We start from the raw sequence: 17,285 nt of genomic DNA, 5'->3' as shown, positions 1-17,285 counted from the left end.
CAGACGACGCTCAGCCCTCGTGGACAAGAACGACCGTGGAGAGGGGCGGCAGGTAGATCTCGGTGCTGGCAGCCTGGCCGTGCAGCGGCTCGGATCGGGCCTCGACCGCACCCATGTTGCCACGCCCTTGCCCGCCATAGATCTCGGCGTCGGTGTTCAGCGCCTCGCGCCAGCGGCCCGTGGCGGGCAGGCCCAGCTTGTAGGCCGGGCGTTCGACGGGCGTGAAGTTACAGATGACAACCGCGTTGGGGTCGTCCGGCCCGCCGCGACGCAGCCACGCGTAGACGGAGTTCGCGGCATCATCGGCCTCGATCCACTGGAACCCTTGCGGGTCCGCATCCAGCGCATGCAGGGCAGGCGTGCCACGGTAAAGCGTGTTGAGGTCGCGCACGAGGCGTTGCAGCCCGGCATGGCGCGGATCGTCCAGCGCGGCCCAGTCGATCTGGGCGTCATGGTTCCATTCGGACCGCTGGCCGAACTCCTGCCCCATGAACAGCAGTTTCTTGCCCGGATGCCCCCACATGAAGCCGTAATAGGCGCGCAGGTTGGCCAGTTTCTCATCCTCGTTGCCGGGCATCTTGCCGAACATCGAGCCTTTGCCATGCACGACCTCGTCATGGCTGATCGGCAGGATGAAGTTCTCCGAAAAGGCGTAGGTCAGGCCGAAGGTCATCTGGTGATGGTGGTGCTGGCGGTAAATCGGCTCGCGCGACATGTAGTCGAGCGTGTCGTTCATCCAGCCCATGTTCCACTTGTAGCCAAAGCCAAGCCCCCCCTGATCGACGGGCGCCGAGACCTTGGGGTAAGAGGTGCTTTCCTCGGCCACGGTCATGACGCCGGGCTGCGCGCCGTAGGTGGCGGCGTTCATTTCCTGCAACATGGCGATGGCTTCGTAATTCTCGCGCCCGCCGTCCTTGTTGGGCACCCATTCGCCCTCGGCGCGTGAATAGTCGCGGTAGAGCATCGAGGCGACGGCATCCACGCGCAACCCGTCGACATGGTATTCCTCGAGCCAGTAGATCGCGTTGGAGACGAGGTAGTTCTTAACTTCGGTCCGCCCGTAATTGTAGATCAGGGTGTTCCAGTCCTGGTGGAACCCCTCGCGCGGGTCGGCATGTTCGTAAAGCGCCGTGCCGTCGAAATGGCCGAGGCCATGCGGATCGGTCGGGAAATGCCCCGGCACCCAGTCCAGGATGACGCCAAGCCCTTTCTTGTGGGCAGCCGCGACCAGGTCGCGGAACTCGTGCGGCGGGCCGTGGCGCACGGTCGGTGCGAACAGACCCACCGGCTGATAGCCCCATGATCCGTCGAACGGGTATTCGCTGATCGGCATCAGCTCGATATGGGTGAAGCCCATGTCGGCAGCATACTCGACCAGTTCCTCTGCGGCCTCGACATAAGAGATCGGGCGGCCACCCTCCTTGCGTCGCCACGATCCAAGGTGCACCTCGTAGACCGAAATCGGCGCGGTGCGGGCGTTGCGCCCGGCCCGCGTCTTCATCCAGTCGCCATCGGGCCATCCGTAGCCGCGAATGTCGCGCACCACCGAGGCGTTTTCCGGCGGGTGTTGCGAGCCAAAGCCGACCGGATCGGCCTTGAGCGGGCCGAGTTTTCCGTCCGCGCCCAGGATCTCGTACTTGTAGGGCTCGCCCTCTCCGATGCCGGGAATGAAGATTTCCCACACGCCGGTATTGGCGCGGCGGCGCATGACATGGCGGCGGCCGTCCCAGAGGTTGAAGCCCCCGGCCACAGAGACGCGTTTCGCGTTCGGCGCCCAGACGGCGAAATGGGTGCCTTCGACGCCTTCATGCGTGATGACATGGGCGCCCAGCACCTCCCACAGGCGTTTATGGGTGCCTTCCCCCATCAGGTAGTCGTCGATTTCACCGAGGACCGGGCCGAAGCGGTAAGGGTCGTCAAATTCCCACGAGGCGCCGCCGGCGGCGGTGGCGTGCAGTCGGTAGGGCGCATCGCCCGGCACGGGGCCGAAGAATATGCCCTCATATTCTTTGGCCGGGGAAAGCGGGTAGGGGTCTTCAACCCCTTCGAGCGTTGCTGAAACGCTGTCTGCGCCCGGCAGGAACACGGTCACGATCCGTTCCCCATTCCGCTCATGCGGTCCAAGCAGCGAAAAGGGATCGTCGAACTCACCGTTGAGGAGGCGGGTCAGATGCTCGGGCGGGGCGATATCGGCAGTCAGGTCGCGGTGATCTGTTTGCATGTGCAGAAAGGATAGGCATTCTGCCTTGAACATCAACCGGGTTGGCCGGGAATGCCGGGCCCGGCCTAGTCCGTCTCCACGCCCGCCCCCATTATGCCCTGCGCAACAAGCGCGTCGATTTCCGCCTCTTCATACCCCGCAGCGCGTAGGATTTCGCGACCATGTGCGCCCAATTCCGGCGTGGTGTGCCGAATGCGCAGCGGGGTCTCCGAGAACTTGATCGGAAAACCCGTCATCTTCACCGTGCCATGGCCGGGATGGGGCACGTCGAGCACCATCTCCTGCGCTGCGACCTGCGGATCGTTCAGCGCCTCGGTCAGGGATTGCACGCGCCCCGAGGGCACGCCGGCCTTGTTCAGGCGCGCAATCCATTCCGCCTGGGTGCCATCCGCGACTGCCTCGTTTATCAGGGCATTCAACTCGGCCCTGTTCTGGACCCGCATGGCATTGTTGGCAAAACGCGGCTCGTCCAGCAGGTGCGAGAGGCCGATTTCCTTCATGAAACGCTGGACGATCACCTCGGTCGAGGGGGCCACGGCGATATCGCCGTCCGAGGCGCGGAACAAGCCGTAGGGCGATGCGATCGGGTGGTCGTTGCCGGTCGGAACCGGGTCTCGTCCCGTCGCCAGCGCGTTCGAGGACAGGTAGGCCATCATCGACATCATGGACATCATCATCGACGCCTCGACCCGTTGGGCCGGGCCGCCGTTTTCCCGCCCGCGCAGGGCCGCGACGGCCCCGAGCGCGGCATAGAGGCCCGCCACGAGGTCCGTGATCGGCGGCGCGGTGCGCAGGGGGCCGGTCTCGGGCGTACCGTTCGTGGCCATGTAGCCCGACATCGCCTGCGCGATGAAGTCGAAGGCGGGTCGGTCGGCATAAGGCCCGGTCGAACCATATCCGTTTACGCTGACCACGATGAGATCGGGGTTGATCTCTTTCAGGCGGGCCTCGGTCAGGCCCATCTTGTCCAGAACGCCGGGGCGGAAATTCTCGGTCAGGATGTCGGCGCGGGCCAACAGCCGTTCCAGCACGGCAACGCCCTCGGGCTTGCGCAGGTCCAGTTCCAGCGACTGCTTGTTGCGGTTGAAACCCGCGAAATACCACGAGAGATCGTCGACCTTGTGGCCTTGCTGGCGCACATGGTCGCCGCCGGGGGCCTCGACCTTCACGACCTCTGCGCCGAGATCGCCCAGGATCATGGAACAGAACGGGCCAGACAGAATACGCGTCAGGTCGATGACCTGGACGCCGGAAAGGGGAAGGGAACTCATCCTGCGGCCGTCACGGTCAGGTTGGGGTCATGGCGTTTCAGGCGCGGTCCGGCCTTGAGCACCTGGCCGGGCAGGGGGCGGCCGATCACCTCTTGCGTCAACGCGGCAGCGTCTATGATCTTGTCGAGGTCGACGCCACTCTCGTAGCCGCTTTCCTGCAGTAGGTAGACCAGATCCTCGGTGCAGATATTGCCCGTGGCCCCGGCCGCGAAGGGACAGCCGCCAAGCCCCCCGACCGAGGCGTCGTAATGCGTCACGCCCTCGGACAGCCCGGTCATCACGCAGGCAAGGCCGACGCCGCGGGTGTTGTGGAAATGCAGGTGGATCTCCAGCCCCGGCGCGGCCTCGCGGATGGCGCGGATGGCGGCTTTGACCGTCAGCGGCGTGGCCATGCCCGTGGTGTCGCCAAGCGACACGCTGCTGGCGCCCAGCTCTTGATAGCGCTTTGCGATGCGCGCCACCTGTTCGGGCGGCACGATCCCTTCGAAGGGGCAGCCGAAGGCCGTGGCGATGCCGCCTTCGATCGCGATCCCGGCTTTGCCGAGCGTGTAGAACACCGCCTCGAATTCCGCCAGGGACTGATCGACGGGGCGGTTCACGTTCTTCAGGTTATGCGTTTCGGAGGCTGACACGACCGTATGCACCGCATCGACGCCCGCGCCCGCCGCCCGTTCGGCGCCGCGCAGGTTCGGCACGAGGGCGGTGACATGGGCGCCTTCGGGACGGTCGATCCCGGCCAGCACGTCTTCGGCATCGGCCAGTTGCGGCACCGCGCGGGGGCTGACGAAGGACGTCACCTGCATGTGGCGCAGGCCGCTTGCGAAGAGCGCGTTGACGATCTCGATCTTTTTCGCGGTCGGGATGAAGGTTTTCTCGTTCTGGAACCCGTCACGAGGGCCGACTTCGCAGATGGTGATGTGGGACCCTTCGGGCACCGGCGCGGTGCTGGCCATGTGTCTCGTCCTTTCGAAGGCCTCGGCCGGGGATCGGCGAGGCTCGTGACGCTAAAGTGGCAAGATCGGGGGGCTTTCGGCAAGGGCGCGCGCGGCAGCGCACGACCGTTCAAATACCGTGCTGAAGGCACCTTGACAGCTTTTAAAGTGTGGGGGTTGCCGTGCGAATTGGGCATTTGAGCCTGCCAAGTAAAGGAAATCATGGCGGAATCACGGGCGTCTGGCGGAGTGTGCGCGGGTCGGCTGTTGCCATGCGTAAAAAGAATGGCAGCATGGAAAATTTCGATGCCTGTCGCTTTCTGCCTGCGCATGCCCTTGCAATCGGTCAGCAAACGTCTTTTGCTCACGACCACGTTTCTGGGAGGACGTTACATGAAAATCTTCAACACCACGTCGGCCGCTGTTGGTCTGGCGATGACCGCCATGGTGACGGTCGCAGCGCCGGCTTCGGCCACTGAATGCATCGCTCCGTCGAATCCCGGCGGTGGCTGGGATTTCACCTGCCGCACCATCGGCCGCATCCTGAGCGATCTGGACCTTGTCGAGGGCAACGTGCAGATCACCAACATGCCCGGCGGTGTCGGCGCCGTGACCTACGCCATGGTCGCCAACGAGCGCCCGGGTGACGCGGACCTGATCGTGGCCACCTCGACCGTGGGCATCACGCAGATCGCACAGGGCCGCTATCCCGCGCCGATCGACGCCATGCGCTACCTTGCCATGCTGGGTGCGGATGTCGGCGTGATCGCCGTGGACGACGAAAGCCCGATCGAGTCGCTGGCACAGCTGACCGAGATGATGGCGGCCGACCCCGGTTCGCTGGTGACGGCGGGTTCGTCCGGCGCCGGTGGCTGGGACCATATCCGCCTGCTGATGGTGGCGCGTGAAGGCGGGCTCGAGAACCTCGGCGACCTGCGCTGGGTGCAGTTCGACGGCGGCACCGATGCCGTGACGCAAATGATGGGCGGCCAGATCGACGTCGTGTCGACCGACATGGGCGAGATCGCAGGCTTCGTGGAATCCGGCGACATCCGCATCCTCGCGGCGCTGTCGGACGAGCCGATCCCGGCCTTCCCCGACATCCCCACCGCCATTTCGCAGGGCATCGACGTGACCGGCTACAACTGGCGCGGTCTCTACACCGGCGGCGATGTGTCGGACGAAGACTACGCCGCGTGGGTTGAGCGCCTTGAAACGCTCTACAACTCCGAGAACTGGCAGACCGCAGCCGTTGAATTCGGCCTCGTGCCGATCTGGCGCGGCGGCGACGACTTCGAGGCTTACGTCCGTGAGCAGGAAGAAGTCATGGCGCAGATCTCGCGCGACATCGGCATCATCGAATGAGTGTCAGACTTGCGGGCGTCGCGATCTTCATGATCGCGGCGCTCTACACTTGGTATGGGCGCGACTACACTGCCAGTTTCGGCGATGTGTTGGGCCCGTCCGTGTTTCCGATGATCGTGGGTATTCCGGCGATGATCCTGTCGGCCTCCCTGGTGGTGTTTCCCACCGGGCAGGTTGCCTGGCCCGACCGGTCTCACATGCTGCGACAGGTGGCGGCGCTGGCGATCCTTCTGGGATATGCCTTCCTGCTGCTTCCACTGGGCTTTCCGCTCGCGACCTTCGGCTTGATTGCCGGGATGGGGATCGTTCTGGGCGGCTCACCGGTCAAGGCGATCATCCTTGGCGCGTTGTTCGCGCCCGCGCTCTGGGCGCTGTTCGACCAGGTCCTCGGCCTGCCGCTGGCGGTGCTGGGTCGCTGGTTCTCCTGACATTTCCGACGAGGCGCGATCATGGAAACCTTTTCCCTTCTGGCCCACGGCTTCGCTGTTGCCCTGACGCCGCTCAACATCGCGCTGCTTCTGCTGGGATGTTTCGCAGGCACGCTGATCGGCGCCTTGCCCGGTCTTGGCCCGGTGAACGGTGTCGCGATCCTGATCCCTCTGACCTTTGCCTTCGGCTTTGACGCGACCTCGTCTCTCATTCTTCTGTCGTCGGTCTATTTCGGCTGCATGTATGGCGGGCGGATCAGTTCGATCCTGCTGAATATCCCCGGCGATGAGCCCGCGGTGATGACGACGCTCGACGGCTACCCGATGGCGCAACAGGGGCGCGCGGCCGATGCGCTTGCGATCTCGGGCGTGGCCTCGTTCTTCGGCGCGACCGTCGCGGTGATCGGCCTGACGCTGTTTGCCCCGATGCTGGCGCGCATGGCGATCTATTTCGGCCCGGCGGATTACTTCGCGCTGTATATCCTGGCCTTCATCACCATCGGCGGCATCGCCGGGGTGGACCCGCGCAAGACGCTGATCTCGGCCCTGCTCGGCCTGATGATCGCGACCATGGGGCTTGATCCGATCTCTGGCATCCCGCGCTACACGTTCGACAATTACCACCTGTACGACGGGATCGACGCGATCGTGGCCTTGGTGGGTCTCTTCGCGATCTCCGAGATCCTGATGCTGTTGGAAAAGGCGGCAAAGGACCGGGCCAAGCCGATCGGAATCGACAGCTGGATCCCCGATTTCAGGACGATCTGGACGACGAAATGGGCCATTCTGCGCGGATCGGTCGTCGGCTTCGTCGCCGGTGTTCTGCCCGGTGCGGGGGCGTCGCTGGGCTCGGTCATGTCCTATTCGATGGAGAAGCAGGCCAGCGACAAGGACGACACATTCGGCAAGGGCGATCCGCGCGGTGTCGCGGCGCCCGAGGCGGGGAACAACGCGGCCTCCGGCGGCGCGCTGATCCCGATGCTGTCGCTGGGCGTGCCGGGGTCCGGGACGACGGCCGTGATGCTGGCGATGCTCATCTCGCTCAACGTGCAGCCGGGGCCGCTTCTGTTCGAGCGTCAGCCCGATCTCGTCTGGGGCCTCGTCGCCTCGCTCTATCTCGGCAACGTGGCGCTGCTGATCCTGAACCTGCCGATGATCGGCATCTTCAGCCGGTTGATGATGGTGCCGACCTGGGCGCTGATGCCGATCGTGGCGGCGGTCAGCTTCGTGGGCGTGTTCTCGATCTCGAATTCGACCTTCGACCTCGAATTGATGATCATCTTCGGCGTTCTCGGCTACCTGCTGCGCAAGCTCGATGTCAGCCTTGTGCCACTTGTTCTGGGGCTGCTGCTCGGGGGTGACATGGAGCGTAATTTGCGCCGCGCGATGTCGATCTCGGATGGCGATTGGGGCGTTCTGATCGCAAGCCCGATCTCGGTGACGCTTTATGTCCTGACGGTGCTGTTCCTTGGCCTGTCGATCTGGCTGACCATGCGTGACCACAAGCGCATGCAGTCGCGGACCATGGAAGGGTGACACGAGGGCAGTAGCCGCATGGCCTATGATCTGACCTCCTTGGCCCTGTTCCGGAGCCTGGCCGAGTTGGGAAGTATCGCAGCCGCTGCCGCGCGGCACCGGATTGCGCCCTCGGCCGCCAGCCGCCGCATCTCGGAACTGGAAAAGCAGGCTGGCGCCGGCCTGATCCAGCGCCACCGGCGTGGCGTTGTCCTGACCGAGGCCGGTCGGCTGATGCTGCGCCATGCCGAGACGCTGGCCGGTCAGGTCGCGCGCATGCAGGCCGAGCTGGATGATTACGCCGCAGGTCACAAGGGCACGATCCGGATGGCCGCGAACACCTCGGCCATCACGCAATTCCTGCCCGAGGACCTGGCCGAGTTCCTGATCGCGAACCCCGGCATCAGCATCCAGATGGCGGAAATGGAAAGCGTCGAGATCATCCAGGCGGTGCAATCCGGTGCGGTGGATCTGGGTGTCTTTTCGGCTTTCACCGATGCGCGCGGGTTGCAGGTGTTGCCCTATCGGCGGGACACGCTTGTGGTCTGTGCGCCGTCGGATCATCCGTTGAGCCAGCGGAAATCCTTGCGGCTGCGCGATTTCGACGGGCAGAGCGTGGTGGCCTTGCAGCGCCAGAGTTCGCTTCAGGCCCATGTGGACAAGCGCGCGGCGGATCTGGGCATCACGATCCGCACCACGGTCGAGGTCAAAAGCTTCGATGGCGTGCGCCGCATGGTGCAGGCGCGGCTGGGGATCGCGATCCTGCCCTTCGGCGCGGTGGAGGCCTATCTCGGCGACGGAAGCATCGTGATGATCCCGATCGACGAGCCTTGGGCGACGCGCGACCTGATGATCGCGGTGCAAAGCCCCTCGGCCCTGTCACCACAGGCGGAAGCGCTGCTGCGTACCTTGCAGGGCTGACGGCTCAGCGACTCCAATAGCCCTGCATCAACGCGCTTGCCCAATCCGGTTCCGTCACGGGGCCGCGCGGGGCGAAGCCCGACATGACAGGCTTTATGTCCAGCACCGGCGTGCCGTTGATCGCATCGAGGCCCGCAACATGAAGGGTCAGGCCGTCGACCTTCAGCACGCGACAAGCCGTTACGCCGATGCGGTTCGGGCGGTTCTTGCCGCGCTGTGCGAAGATGCCGATGCGCGGCCAGTCGGGGTTGCCACGCGGATGCCGCGCCCCGGTTTCGATCTTCGCGTCCGGTACCCGGTCGAACAGAAAGACAATCTCGGTATGGGAAAAGCTTTCGAGGCCCATCAAGGCCTCGGCCGTGAACTGCGCCGGGTCCAACTCGATCCGCGCGGCGATGCTGTCCCAGTCGTCGTCAATGGGTTCCGTCCGGTCCGAGATGACACGTCCGATGGGGCGCATCGTGATGGTGTCCGCCACGTCAGAGCATCCCTTCCTCGTCCAGGACCTTGCGGGCGACACGGAAACACTCATGCGCCTGGGGCACGCCGCAATAGATCGCCACGACATGCACGGCGGCGCGGATCTGGTCGCGCGTGACACCGTTGCGAATGGCCCCGCGGCAGTGGATTTCCCATTCGTGCATCTTGCCGAGCGCGCCCAGCATCGACAGGTTCATCAGGCTGCGCGTCTTGGCGTCGATGGCGTCATCGCCCCAGCCGAAGCCCCAGGCCCAGGCAGTCATCGCTTCTTGAAATCCTTGGGTCAGGTCGTCGGCGGATTCGAAGCTCTTGGCGACGTATTCCTCGCCCAAAGTGGCCTTGCGCCGCGCCATCCCTTTCTCGAACAGATCTTCGTCGAACGTGCCCATACGTGTCCTCCCTCATGGTGTTTGAGTTGGAGTGTGCGCCACGCCGGGCGGGGCATCAACCATCCTCGCCCATGGTCAGGGCGACGCGGTCGCCGGCAAACCACGTGCGGCCATATTCGACGGGGCGACCGTCGCCATCCACGTTCACGCTGATCGTGCGCAGGATCGCGGCCCCGGCGGGCAGCTGCAAGTGAGCGGCGAGGGTTGGCTGCGCCGTCTTGGCGGTGATCTCGGTACGGGCGCGGGTGTAGTCGGCAAGGCCGTGGGCCTTGAAGGCGGCGGTGACGGATTGGGTCTCTTGCAACGCGCGCAGCATGTCGGGGAAGAGGGCCGCCGGAAAGACCGAGCGGAACAGCGCGATCGGGGCGCCATCGGCGAGGCTGAGTCCCTCGTAGATATGGACCTCGTCTCCTTCGGTGAGCCCCAATGCCTCCGCTTCTTCGGGCCCTGCGGCGCGGGTTTCGAGATGCAGGATGCGTTTTTCAGGAATGCGGCCCGCGGCCATGAGGTTCTGGTGAAAGCGCACGCGCCGCCCGATGGGGTAGAGCGTTGGCCGGTGGCGCACGAAAACCCCCGCACCACGCCGGGCGTGAACGGTTCCGGCCTCGGCCAGATCGGCCAGCGCGCGGCGGACCGTATGGCGGTTCACGCCGAAGCGCTCGGCTAGTTGCAGTTCCGTCGGGAGCTTGTCGCCGGGTCCGTAATGGCCATCGGCGATTTCCTCGGAAAGCCGGTCGCGGATCGCGGTCCAAAGGGGGGAACGTCCCATGCTGTCACCAAATCTTCACGTCAATGGGGCTTGTGCCGACTCAGGCTGCGCCGTATCAATTTGTATAGTTGTATATAAATATGGACAACCTGAAAAGATGTCGATCTCTGCATCCAAAGCGCCGGACGACCCAGCCATCGCAGCGCGCAAGGCCCGGCTGTCCACCTTGGCCAAGGCACCGAGTGCCCGTCTGCGGGCGCTCTGGGCCAACTACAGCTCTGATCTTCCTGCACACGAGGTCCTGCGCGCGCCCGAGGTCGGGGCCGTCATGGTGCGCGGCCGGGCAGGGGCCACCGGGGCCCCGTTCAATCTTGGTGAGATGACGGTGACGCGCTGTTCCGTGCGGTTGGATAGCGGCGCCGTTGGGCATGGTCATGTGCAGGGGCGGGATCGTGACGCGGCCTTGCTGGCCGCCTTGATCGACGCGCTGGCCGAAGAGGGCGAGGCGGACGCCTTGGACGCCGCCATCCTGGCGCCGCTGCGCGCGGAGGCCGAGGCGAGAAAGACCACGCGCGCGGCAAAAGCGGCCGCCACGAAGGTCGAGTTCTTCACGATGGTGCGGGGGGAAAACTGATGCAGGCCCAGTATCTCGACGGCGGCTTCGCCGATCCACCCCGCGATGCGGCCCATGCTTTTCGGGCGGCGCTGACGGCCCTGTCCCGGCCCGGACGGATCGAGACGCTGGCCGGGGCGCGCCCGCCTGCGCCGGCGTCGGGGGCGGCAGGTGCGCTGCTCCTGACCCTTTGCGACGCGACGACCGGCCTTTACCTTGCCCCGTCCCATGACAGCGATGCCTTGCGCGGGTGGATCACCTTTCACACCGGCGCGCCCTTTGTCGGGCCTGAACACGCGATGTTCGCGCTCGGCACTTGGGCGGCGTTGCAGCCCGTCACCCGGTTCCCGGTCGGCACGTCCGAATACCCGGATCGCGCGGCGACGCTGATCGTCGAGATCGATACGCTCGACAATTCCGGCGCGGTCTTGACCGGCCCCGGCATAAAGGACAGCGCTCGCCTTTCCCTGCCGGAGGTTGCGGCCTTCCGGGCCAACCGTCGCCAGTTCCCGCTCGGCTTCGACACCTATTTCACCTGCGGCGACCGCGTGGCGGGCCTGCCGCGCTCCACCCGCGTCGAGGAGGTCTGACCCATGTATGTGGCCGTGAAAGGCGGAGAGCGCGCCATCGACAACGCCCACGCGTGGCTGGCCGAGGAGCGGCGTGGCGACAAGGACGTGGCCGAGTTGAGCCTTGCGCAAATCCGCGAACAACTCAGCCTCGCCGTGAACCGCGTGATGGCCGAGGGGTCGCTCTATGATCCCGACCTCGCCGCGCTGGCGATCAAGCAGGCGCGGGGGGACCTGATCGAGGCCGTGTTCCTGATCCGGGCCTATCGCACGACGCTGCCGCGTTTCGGTGCGACACGACCTGTCGAGACCGGCGCGATGGACTGCGACCGGCGCATCAGCGCGACCTTCAAGGATCTGCCCGGCGGGCAGGTGCTGGGCCCGACCTTCGACTACACGCACCGGCTTCTGGATTTCGCCCTGGCCGCCGAGGGGCTGGACGCGCCCGACGTGGCCGAGGGTGAAGCGGCCCAGGCCCCGCTGCCCCATGTAACGGAGTTCCTGGCCCGCGAAGACCTGATCCAGTCTGAACCCGACGGCCCCGAGACGCCCCGCGACCTGACGCGGGAACCGCTCGACTTTCCCGCCGACCGTCCGCTGCGCCTGCAAGCGCTGACGCGCGGGGACGAGGGGTTCGTTCTGTCGATGGCCTATTCCACGCAACGCGGTTATGGGCGCAATCACCCCTTCGTCGGGGAGCTTCGCATCGGCACTGTGCCGGTCGAGATGGAGATCCCCGAGTTGGGCTTTTCCATCGAGATCGGCGAGGTCGTTCTGACCGAATGCGAAACGGTGAACCAGTTCACCGGCTCGAAAACCGAGCCGCCGCAGTTCACGCGTGGCTATGGCCTTGTCTTCGGCCAGACCGAGCGCAAGGCGATCTCGATGGCGCTGGTCGACCGGGCGCTGCGGTGGGAGGAACTAGGCGAAGACAATGTCGGCGCGCCCGCGCAGGACGAGGAATTCGTCCTTTACCATTCGGACAATGTCCAGGCGACCGGTTTCCTCGAGCACATCAAGCTGCCGCACTACGTCGATTTCCAGTCCGAGCTGGAGCTGATCCGACGCCTGCGCGCCGAGGCGATGCAGACAGGTCTGAAAGACGCCGCGGAATGAGCCTAGTCGCCCCCACCACCATCGCCGCCGCCGTCATCGTCATTGCTGTCGACGACGCGGTCCATGGCGCCGAGATGGAATTCGTAGAACCGGGCGGCCTCGCTTTCGGGCCAGAACGCGATGATCGCCGAGCGCCCGAGGACCAAGGCGAACAGCGCACCGATGGCGAGCATGATCCATATGTCGGCCATTGCGTTTCTCTAGTCCGTTACGGGGCCAGCCTGTCAGGCGAAGAAGGCCAAAACAGGGCTTGCGATGGTCGGGCTCATGATCGCCGCCGCCGATCCCGACCGCATGCGCGTCGTGTGACGACGGCCGTCTCTCAGCGCGATTTCGGCACGCCGCGGCGCGGGTCGGATCGTGGCATCCGACCGGGGCGGGGCTGTTTGCGCGGCCCCTGGTTCGGGGCGTCGCGGTCGCGGATCAGCACGACATACAGCGCAACACCGATGATTGCCGCCACCACGGCGACAAGACCGGCAAAGCCCCAAAACAGCCATTCCATCGCAAATCCCCTCCGAGGGTCCCATGTCTGATTACAACTTCGCCTATCTTGACGAACAAACCAAGCGCATGATCCGCCGTGCGATCCTGAAGGGGGTTGCCGTGCCGGGGTACCAGGTGCCCTTTGCTTCGCGCGAAATGCCGATGCCCTATGGTTGGGGCACCGGCGGTGTTCAGGTGTCTGCGGCCTGCCTGACCCCGGACGATACGTTCAAGGTGATCGACCAGGGGGCCGACGATACGACGAACGCCGTGTCGATCCGCAAGTTCTTCGAAAAGACCGCGGGTGTCGCGGTGACCGAGCGGACGTGCGAGGCGACGATCATCCAGACCCGTCACCGCATCCCCGAAGATCCCCTGACCGAGGATCAGATCCTCGTCTACCAGGTTCCGATCCCCGAGCCCTTGCGCTTCCTCGAACCCTCCGAGGTTGAGACGCGGCGCATGCATGCATTGGAGGATTACGGCCTGATGCATGTGAAGCTCTACGAGGATATCTCCCGGCACGGCGAGATTGCGACCGCCTATGCCTACCCGGTGAAGGTCGAGGGGCGCTACGTGATGGACCCGTCGCCCATCCCCAAGTTCGACAACCCCAAGCTTGAAAGCGCGGCGCTTCAGCTGTTCGGGGCCGGGCGCGAACAGCGGATCTACGCGGTGCCGCCTTACACCAAAGTCGTCAGCCTCGATTTCGAGGATTACCCGTTTGATCCCTCCAAGGCGCCGCACCCTTGCGCGCTCTGCGGGGCCGAGGACAGCTACCTCGACGAGGTCATCACCGACGACAAGGGCAGCCGCATGTTCGTCTGCTCCGATACCGATTTCTGCGCCTCGCGGCGCGCGGCGGGGCATGTCGGGGTCGCCGGGGCGGAGGTGCCTGCATGAGCGATTGCGTCTGGCTGCACGGGACGGGCCTGAACGGGCTGCACTGGGGACCGGAGGCCGAGGGCGGCCTGTGGCCCGAGTTGCCCGGCCACGGCGCTGCGCCACGCGCGGGGGGCACGGTCGCGGCCTATGCCGAGGCGCTGGCACCCAGCCTTCCGTCGCGCTTTGCCATCGTCGGCCATTCGCTGGGCGGGATGGTGGCCATGGCGCTGGCGGCCAAGCTGCCTGCGCGCTGCCGCGCGCTGGTCCTGGTCGACGTGCCCCTGTCGTTGCCCGACTGGATGCCGAAGCGGCTGGGCGTCTGGACGGCGCCGGTCTTCTCGCGGTTTCCCGGCCCGGCCGGGTTCGCCCGCATGATGGCGCGGCGCACCGCCAACGAGGCCGCCCGCCCGGCCATCCGCGACCGGATCACGGCGATGGACCGCGGCGGGTTCCAGGATGCGATGGTGGCCACGGCGCGCTTTGATGGCCGTCCGCTGCTGTCGCGGCTGACGATGCCGGTCCTGTGCCTGCTGGGGCGTGACAGCATGCTGACCGGCCAGATGGAGCGGCGCGCCTATGCCGCCCTGTCCAAGGCCGAGTTGGTCGAGATCGACGCCGGCCACATGCTGCCCTTCGATGCGCCCGACACGATCGACCCGATGATGACCCGTTTCCTGGAGATGCATTCATGCCCCCGCTTTTATCCGTTCACGGCCTGACGAAACGCTACGGCGCGCGGATCGGTTGCGCCGATGTGGGCTTCGACCTCTATCCCGGCGAGGTGCTGGGGATCGTCGGAGAAAGCGGCTCGGGCAAGTCGACGCTGCTCAACTGCCTCGCCGGGCATCTGGCCCCGGACGAGGGGCAGGTCATTTTCGACACGCGGGCCGAGGGGCCGCGCGACGTGCTGCAAATGTCCGAGCCTGAACGCCGGATGCTGGGCCGCACCGATTGGGCCTTCGTGCACCAGAACCCGCGAGACGGGTTGCGTATGCGGATCAGTGCGGGCGGCAACGTGGGCGAGCGCCTGATGGCCGTTGGCGCGCGGCATTATGGCGACATCCGCGAACAGGCGCTTGATTGGCTGGGCCGGGTCGAGATCGCGGATGAGCGGATCGACGACCGTCCCTCGGCCTTTTCCGGCGGCATGCAGCAACGCCTGCAAATCGCGCGCAACCTGGTGACCGGGCCCCGGCTGGTGTTCATGGACGAACCGACCGGGGGCCTGGATGTGAGCGTGCAGGCGCGTCTTCTCGACCTGATCCGCGGGTTGGTGCGGCGCATGGGCCTCAGTGCCATCGTCGTCACGCACGACCTTGCTGTCGTACGCCTGTTGGCTGACCGGCTTATGGTGATGAAGGACGGCCACGTGATCGAAACCGGCCTGACCGACCAGGTACTGGACGATCCGCAAGCGGCCTATACGCAGCTGCTCGTCAGCTCGGTTCTGCAAGTTTGAGGGGGCGTCCCATGATCCAAGTCGAAGACCTTGCCAAGAATTTCACGCTGCACAACCAGGGGGGCGCCGTCATCCCGGTGATCGAAGGGGCCGGGTTCTCGGTCGCGCCGGGCGAATGCGTGGCGCTGACCGGGGAAAGCGGGGCGGGGAAATCCACCGTGATGCGCATCCTTTACGGCAATTACCTCGCTCAGGCCGGATCGGTGCGGATCAATGGCATCGACATCACCCGTGCCGAGCCGCGGGACATCCTCGCGCTGCGGCGCGAAACCCTGGGCTATGTCAGCCAGTTCCTGCGCGTCGTGCCGCGCGTGCCCACGCTCGAGGTCGTGGCCGAGCCGCTTCTGGCGCTGGGCCGCAACGAGGGAGAGGCCTTGGACCGTGCCCGCGATCTGCTGACCCGGCTGCGCATTCCCGAAACGCTCTGGTCGCTGTCGCCCACCACTTTCTCGGGCGGGGAACAGCAGCGCGTGAACATTGCGCGCGGCTTTGCCCATGCCTATCCCGCGCTCTTGCTGGACGAACCCACGGCCAGCCTTGACGCCACCAACCGCGAGACGGTCCTGAGCCTGATCGAAGAGGCCAAGGCGGGAGGGGCGGCCATTATCGGCATCTTCCATGACCTTGATGCGCGCGAGCGGGTCGCGGATCGCGAGATCGACGTCTCGGCCTTCACCCCGAGGGCGGCCTGATGACCGGGCGCTTCATCGCGGTGGTCGGGCCTTCGGGCGTCGGCAAGGACAGCGTGATGGAGGCGCTCTGCGCCGCGCGTCCCGATCTCTACCGCGCGCGGCGGGTCATCACGCGGCCCGAGGCGGCGGGCGGCGAGGCCTTCGACGGGATCAGTCCCGCCCTGTTCGCGGCGCGGGCGGCGGGCGGGGATTTTGCGCTGCATTGGCAGGCGCATGGCCTGAGCTACGGCATCCCGCGCGAGGTGCATGCCATCCTGCGCAGCGGGCGTGACGTGCTCGCCAACCTGTCGCGCGCGGTGCTGGTCAAGGCGGGCCGCGTTTTCGACGATGTCCACGTTCTGCATATCAACGCCACGCCCGAGGTGCTGATCACCCGGCTGGAAGGCCGCGCGCGAGAGACGGAGGCCGAGATCGCCAAGCGCCTTGCCCGCTCCGCGCCCGAGATCCCCGAGGGCATGCACGTCACCGAGATCGACAATTCCGGCACGCTTGGCGCTGCGGTGGCGCAGGCCATGGCCGCGCTTTACCCCGAGAAGGTGTAGCGTTGGACGAGGTGGAACATCCCCTGATCGTCCTCGCCCATCAGGCAGAGACTGTCGATGATGAACGGCTCGGGCAGGGCCGGGGCGAACTGTGCGCTGAGCGCGTCGCGCGTGGCCTCCGCGTCGGTACCAGAGAGCTTGCCGGTCAGCGTCATGTGAAACCGGAACTCCTCCATCACGTAGGGATAGCCCCAGCGGAGCAGGTTCTGCTCTTGCCGCACGGAGAGGCCGGATTTCCGGCGTTTCTCCAACTCCGCCTCGGTCGCGGGCGCGCGGAAACCGTCGAGCGCCTCGACGGTCGCTGCGGCCAGATCGGACAGTGTCGCGCTGGGTGCGGCTGGCACGATGGCCACAAACCCGCCGAGACGGCGCACCTCGAGCCGGTCGATCACGACGGGCGCGCGCGTGGCGCAAAAGGCGCGGGTGGCGGCATCCAGATCATCGGCTTGTTCCGCATCGGCCAGGCGGAAGGGCGGCTTGATCGTCCCGTGAAACCCGTATTTGCGCGGCGTCGCCGTCAGACCCTCCGGCGCGGTGGGCAGGCCCGGCACCTGCGGCTGCGCGACGGCCTTGCCCGCCGCGCTGTCCCACCCCAGCCAATCCGAGCCTGCGCGGTAAAGCGCGCCCTCGGGAACCGCGTAGATGCCATAGCGCTTGAACCTATCCATTTTCCCTGCTCCGGTTGACCAAAT

General features: G+C 65.9%; 21 protein-coding genes. 12 read left to right on the top strand and 9 right to left on the bottom strand.

Features of this window, described 5'->3' with window-relative positions; translation table 11 throughout:
* Window positions 1-10 precede the first annotated feature (10 nt).
* The 3 genes from glgB to KUV65_RS06220 form a co-directional block, all read right to left on the bottom strand.
* A complete protein-coding gene (gene glgB / locus KUV65_RS06230) occupies window positions 11-2,221 on the bottom strand; it encodes a 1,4-alpha-glucan branching protein GlgB (protein ID WP_222188562.1) in 2,211 nt (736 codons plus the stop codon).
* A 65-nt stretch (window positions 2,222-2,286) separates the two neighbouring features.
* On the bottom strand, window positions 2,287-3,492 hold the full coding sequence (locus KUV65_RS06225) for a CaiB/BaiF CoA transferase family protein (protein WP_222188560.1): 1,206 nt from the start codon (window positions 3,490-3,492) through the stop codon (window positions 2,287-2,289).
* Window positions 3,489-4,445, bottom strand: a complete 957-nt coding sequence (locus KUV65_RS06220; RefSeq protein ID WP_222188558.1) for a hydroxymethylglutaryl-CoA lyase — start codon at window positions 4,443-4,445, stop codon at window positions 3,489-3,491. Before KUV65_RS06220 ends, KUV65_RS06225 begins: the two co-directional genes overlap by 4 nt.
* Before the next feature lie 372 nt (window positions 4,446-4,817).
* Here KUV65_RS06220 and KUV65_RS06215 point away from each other — a divergent pair, with 372 nt between their 5' ends.
* From KUV65_RS06215 to KUV65_RS06200, 4 genes are read left to right on the top strand one after another with little or no spacing between them, the layout of a single operon-like run.
* Entirely contained in the window at window positions 4,818-5,789 is a 972-nt protein-coding gene (locus KUV65_RS06215; RefSeq protein WP_261331602.1) for a Bug family tripartite tricarboxylate transporter substrate binding protein, read from the top strand.
* On the top strand, window positions 5,786-6,217 hold the full coding sequence (locus KUV65_RS06210) for a tripartite tricarboxylate transporter TctB family protein (RefSeq protein WP_222188556.1): 432 nt from the start codon (window positions 5,786-5,788) through the stop codon (window positions 6,215-6,217). The genes KUV65_RS06215 and KUV65_RS06210 overlap by 4 nt, the downstream gene beginning before the upstream one ends.
* 21 nt (window positions 6,218-6,238) lie before the next feature.
* Window positions 6,239-7,753, top strand: coding sequence for a tripartite tricarboxylate transporter permease (locus tag KUV65_RS06205; protein WP_222188554.1), 1,515 nt, complete (start codon window positions 6,239-6,241; stop codon window positions 7,751-7,753).
* An 18-nt stretch (window positions 7,754-7,771) separates the two neighbouring features.
* The gene (locus tag KUV65_RS06200; protein ID WP_222188552.1) at window positions 7,772-8,653 is read left to right on the top strand and encodes a LysR substrate-binding domain-containing protein; all 882 of its coding nucleotides are present in this window, start codon (window positions 7,772-7,774) and stop codon (window positions 8,651-8,653) included.
* 4 nt (window positions 8,654-8,657) lie between these two features.
* Here KUV65_RS06200 and KUV65_RS06195 read toward each other — a convergent pair whose 3' ends face one another.
* The 3 genes from KUV65_RS06195 to phnF are packed head-to-tail and all read right to left on the bottom strand — an operon-like array spanning window position 8,658 to window position 10,291.
* On the bottom strand, window positions 8,658-9,131 hold the full coding sequence (locus KUV65_RS06195; RefSeq protein WP_222188550.1) for an SAM-dependent methyltransferase: 474 nt from the start codon (window positions 9,129-9,131) through the stop codon (window positions 8,658-8,660).
* A 1-nt stretch (window position 9,132) separates the two neighbouring features.
* The gene (locus tag KUV65_RS06190; RefSeq protein ID WP_222188548.1) at window positions 9,133-9,522 is read right to left on the bottom strand and encodes a carboxymuconolactone decarboxylase family protein; all 390 of its coding nucleotides are present in this window, start codon (window positions 9,520-9,522) and stop codon (window positions 9,133-9,135) included.
* Between the two features lie 55 nt (window positions 9,523-9,577).
* Window positions 9,578-10,291 (bottom strand): phosphonate metabolism transcriptional regulator PhnF, encoded by a 714-nt coding sequence (phnF, locus tag KUV65_RS06185; RefSeq protein WP_222188546.1) that lies wholly within the window; start codon window positions 10,289-10,291, stop codon window positions 9,578-9,580.
* Window positions 10,292-10,388: 97 nt separating this feature from the next.
* On the opposite strand from phnF, the gene phnG reads away from it, so the two are divergent.
* The 3 genes from phnG to KUV65_RS06170 are packed head-to-tail and all read left to right on the top strand — an operon-like array spanning window position 10,389 to window position 12,529.
* Window positions 10,389-10,865 carry a phosphonate C-P lyase system protein PhnG gene (phnG, locus tag KUV65_RS06180; RefSeq protein ID WP_222188544.1) on the top strand — a complete coding sequence of 159 codons (477 nt, stop codon included), beginning with the start codon at window positions 10,389-10,391 and terminating at the stop codon, window positions 10,863-10,865.
* Complete coding sequence (phnH, locus tag KUV65_RS06175; protein ID WP_222188542.1) at window positions 10,865-11,434, top strand: phosphonate C-P lyase system protein PhnH; 570 nt, start codon at window positions 10,865-10,867, stop codon at window positions 11,432-11,434. The genes phnG and phnH overlap by 1 nt, the downstream gene beginning before the upstream one ends.
* Window positions 11,435-11,437: 3 nt before the next feature.
* Window positions 11,438-12,529, top strand: a complete 1,092-nt coding sequence (locus tag KUV65_RS06170) for a carbon-phosphorus lyase complex subunit PhnI (RefSeq protein WP_222188540.1) — start codon at window positions 11,438-11,440, stop codon at window positions 12,527-12,529.
* 2 nt (window positions 12,530-12,531) lie between these two features.
* Here KUV65_RS06170 and KUV65_RS06165 read toward each other — a convergent pair whose 3' ends face one another.
* Together KUV65_RS06165 and KUV65_RS06160 are read right to left on the bottom strand one after the other, a co-directional pair.
* Complete coding sequence (locus KUV65_RS06165; RefSeq protein WP_222188538.1) at window positions 12,532-12,720, bottom strand: hypothetical protein; 189 nt, start codon at window positions 12,718-12,720, stop codon at window positions 12,532-12,534.
* A 131-nt stretch (window positions 12,721-12,851) separates the two neighbouring features.
* On the bottom strand, window positions 12,852-13,034 hold the full coding sequence (locus KUV65_RS06160) for a hypothetical protein (protein ID WP_222188535.1): 183 nt from the start codon (window positions 13,032-13,034) through the stop codon (window positions 12,852-12,854).
* 23 nt (window positions 13,035-13,057) lie between these two features.
* Between KUV65_RS06160 and KUV65_RS06155 the strand changes: the two genes are divergently transcribed.
* From KUV65_RS06155 to phnN, 5 genes are read left to right on the top strand one after another with little or no spacing between them, the layout of a single operon-like run.
* Window positions 13,058-13,918, top strand: a complete 861-nt coding sequence (locus KUV65_RS06155) for an alpha-D-ribose 1-methylphosphonate 5-phosphate C-P-lyase PhnJ (protein WP_222188533.1) — start codon at window positions 13,058-13,060, stop codon at window positions 13,916-13,918.
* On the top strand, window positions 13,915-14,619 hold the full coding sequence (locus KUV65_RS06150) for an alpha/beta fold hydrolase (protein ID WP_222188531.1): 705 nt from the start codon (window positions 13,915-13,917) through the stop codon (window positions 14,617-14,619). Before KUV65_RS06155 ends, KUV65_RS06150 begins: the two co-directional genes overlap by 4 nt.
* Window positions 14,589-15,359: a phosphonate C-P lyase system protein PhnK gene (gene phnK / locus KUV65_RS06145; RefSeq protein WP_222188524.1), complete on the top strand. Its 771-nt coding sequence runs from the start codon at window positions 14,589-14,591 to the stop codon at window positions 15,357-15,359. Before KUV65_RS06150 ends, phnK begins: the two co-directional genes overlap by 31 nt.
* 11 nt (window positions 15,360-15,370) lie before the next feature.
* The gene (gene phnL, locus KUV65_RS06140) at window positions 15,371-16,051 is read left to right on the top strand and encodes a phosphonate C-P lyase system protein PhnL (protein ID WP_222188523.1); all 681 of its coding nucleotides are present in this window, start codon (window positions 15,371-15,373) and stop codon (window positions 16,049-16,051) included.
* Window positions 16,051-16,593, top strand: a complete 543-nt coding sequence (gene phnN / locus KUV65_RS06135; RefSeq protein WP_222188522.1) for a phosphonate metabolism protein/1,5-bisphosphokinase (PRPP-forming) PhnN — start codon at window positions 16,051-16,053, stop codon at window positions 16,591-16,593. Before phnL ends, phnN begins: the two co-directional genes overlap by 1 nt.
* On the opposite strand, the gene KUV65_RS06130 is transcribed toward phnN, so the two are convergent.
* The gene (locus tag KUV65_RS06130; RefSeq protein ID WP_222188521.1) at window positions 16,575-17,261 is read right to left on the bottom strand and encodes a DUF1045 domain-containing protein; all 687 of its coding nucleotides are present in this window, start codon (window positions 17,259-17,261) and stop codon (window positions 16,575-16,577) included. The genes phnN and KUV65_RS06130 overlap by 19 nt on opposite strands.
* Window positions 17,262-17,285 lie beyond the last annotated feature (24 nt).

This window comes from Maritalea mobilis (genome assembly GCF_019800885.1).
Lineage (GTDB): Bacteria > Pseudomonadota > Alphaproteobacteria > Rhodobacterales > Rhodobacteraceae > Roseibacterium > Roseibacterium beibuensis.
The sequence above is the reverse complement of the archived record's forward strand: the minus strand, read 5'-3'. Positions and strand labels throughout refer to the sequence as shown.

Excerpts from the sequence above, each read along its gene's own strand:
- phnH (WP_222188542.1), top strand. The coding sequence starts at position 10,865 with ATGCAGGCCCAGTATCTCGACGGCGGCTTCGCCGATCCACCCCGCGAT.
- KUV65_RS06160 (WP_222188535.1), bottom strand. The coding sequence starts at position 13,034 with ATGGAATGGCTGTTTTGGGGCTTTGCCGGTCTTGTCGCCGTGGTGGCG.
- KUV65_RS06210 (WP_222188556.1), top strand. The coding sequence starts at position 5,786 with ATGAGTGTCAGACTTGCGGGCGTCGCGATCTTCATGATCGCGGCGCTC.
- KUV65_RS06215 (WP_261331602.1), top strand. The coding sequence starts at position 4,818 with ATGAAAATCTTCAACACCACGTCGGCCGCTGTTGGTCTGGCGATGACC.
- glgB (WP_222188562.1), bottom strand. The coding sequence starts at position 2,221 with ATGCAAACAGATCACCGCGACCTGACTGCCGATATCGCCCCGCCCGAG.
- KUV65_RS06155 (WP_222188533.1), top strand. The coding sequence starts at position 13,058 with ATGTCTGATTACAACTTCGCCTATCTTGACGAACAAACCAAGCGCATG.
- phnK (WP_222188524.1), top strand. The coding sequence starts at position 14,589 with ATGCCCCCGCTTTTATCCGTTCACGGCCTGACGAAACGCTACGGCGCG.
- KUV65_RS06190 (WP_222188548.1), bottom strand. The coding sequence starts at position 9,522 with ATGGGCACGTTCGACGAAGATCTGTTCGAGAAAGGGATGGCGCGGCGC.
- KUV65_RS06200 (WP_222188552.1), top strand. The coding sequence starts at position 7,772 with ATGGCCTATGATCTGACCTCCTTGGCCCTGTTCCGGAGCCTGGCCGAG.
- phnN (WP_222188522.1), top strand. The coding sequence starts at position 16,051 with ATGACCGGGCGCTTCATCGCGGTGGTCGGGCCTTCGGGCGTCGGCAAG.
- KUV65_RS06150 (WP_222188531.1), top strand. The coding sequence starts at position 13,915 with ATGAGCGATTGCGTCTGGCTGCACGGGACGGGCCTGAACGGGCTGCAC.
- phnL (WP_222188523.1), top strand. The coding sequence starts at position 15,371 with ATGATCCAAGTCGAAGACCTTGCCAAGAATTTCACGCTGCACAACCAG.
- KUV65_RS06220 (WP_222188558.1), bottom strand. The coding sequence starts at position 4,445 with ATGGCCAGCACCGCGCCGGTGCCCGAAGGGTCCCACATCACCATCTGC.
- phnF (WP_222188546.1), bottom strand. The coding sequence starts at position 10,291 with ATGGGACGTTCCCCCCTTTGGACCGCGATCCGCGACCGGCTTTCCGAG.
- phnG (WP_222188544.1), top strand. The coding sequence starts at position 10,389 with ATGTCGATCTCTGCATCCAAAGCGCCGGACGACCCAGCCATCGCAGCG.
- KUV65_RS06170 (WP_222188540.1), top strand. The coding sequence starts at position 11,438 with ATGTATGTGGCCGTGAAAGGCGGAGAGCGCGCCATCGACAACGCCCAC.
- KUV65_RS06130 (WP_222188521.1), bottom strand. The coding sequence starts at position 17,261 with ATGGATAGGTTCAAGCGCTATGGCATCTACGCGGTTCCCGAGGGCGCG.
- KUV65_RS06205 (WP_222188554.1), top strand. The coding sequence starts at position 6,239 with ATGGAAACCTTTTCCCTTCTGGCCCACGGCTTCGCTGTTGCCCTGACG.
- KUV65_RS06225 (WP_222188560.1), bottom strand. The coding sequence starts at position 3,492 with ATGAGTTCCCTTCCCCTTTCCGGCGTCCAGGTCATCGACCTGACGCGT.
- KUV65_RS06165 (WP_222188538.1), bottom strand. The coding sequence starts at position 12,720 with ATGGCCGACATATGGATCATGCTCGCCATCGGTGCGCTGTTCGCCTTG.